This window comes from Nonomuraea diastatica (assembly GCF_004349015.1).
Taxonomy (GTDB): domain Bacteria; phylum Actinomycetota; class Actinomycetes; order Streptosporangiales; family Streptosporangiaceae; genus Nonomuraea; species Nonomuraea diastatica.
This window is the reverse complement of the sequence record NZ_SMKP01000469.1, coordinates 1-460: the sequence shown is the minus strand read 5'-3', so window position 1 is coordinate 460 and position 460 is coordinate 1. Positions and strand designations below refer to the sequence as shown.

1 protein-coding gene is annotated in these 460 nt (G+C 65.7%); it reads left to right on the top strand.

Features of this window, described 5'->3' with window-relative positions:
- Positions 1–104: 104 nt before the first annotated feature.
- The coding region (locus tag E1294_RS52205; RefSeq protein WP_165978011.1) for a condensation domain-containing protein at positions 105–460 on the top strand (356 nt) is incomplete at its 3' end.

Genomic DNA, 460 nt, shown 5'->3' with positions numbered 1-460 from the left:
CGGGCAGTCGCCGTGGGGTTGGCGCGTCGATCAATACTCTGCCGGTCCGTATCGACACTACTGGCCGGACCGTCACTGAGGGTGTCCGGGCGGCTCATGAGACGTTGACCGGTTTGATCCGGCATGAACACGCGCCGTTGAGTCTCGCGCAGCGGTGCAGTGGGGTGCCGGCGGGCGTGCCGTTGTTCACCAGCCTGCTGAACTACCGGCACGACACTCTGGACCGTGATGGCGAGGCCGCGGCATGGCTGGGCGTCGAGGCGCTGTCCAGCCGGGAGCGCACTAACTACCCGTTTGTCGTCATGGTGGATGACAGTGGTGACCGTTTCCGTTTGACGGCGCAGGTGCAGGCGGCGATTGATCCGGGTCAGGTGTGTGCGTTGCTGGTTCAGGCTCTCACCGAGTTGACCGCCGGCGATCGTGCGCTCGCTGAGCTGGACGTGTTGCCTGTGGCCGAGCG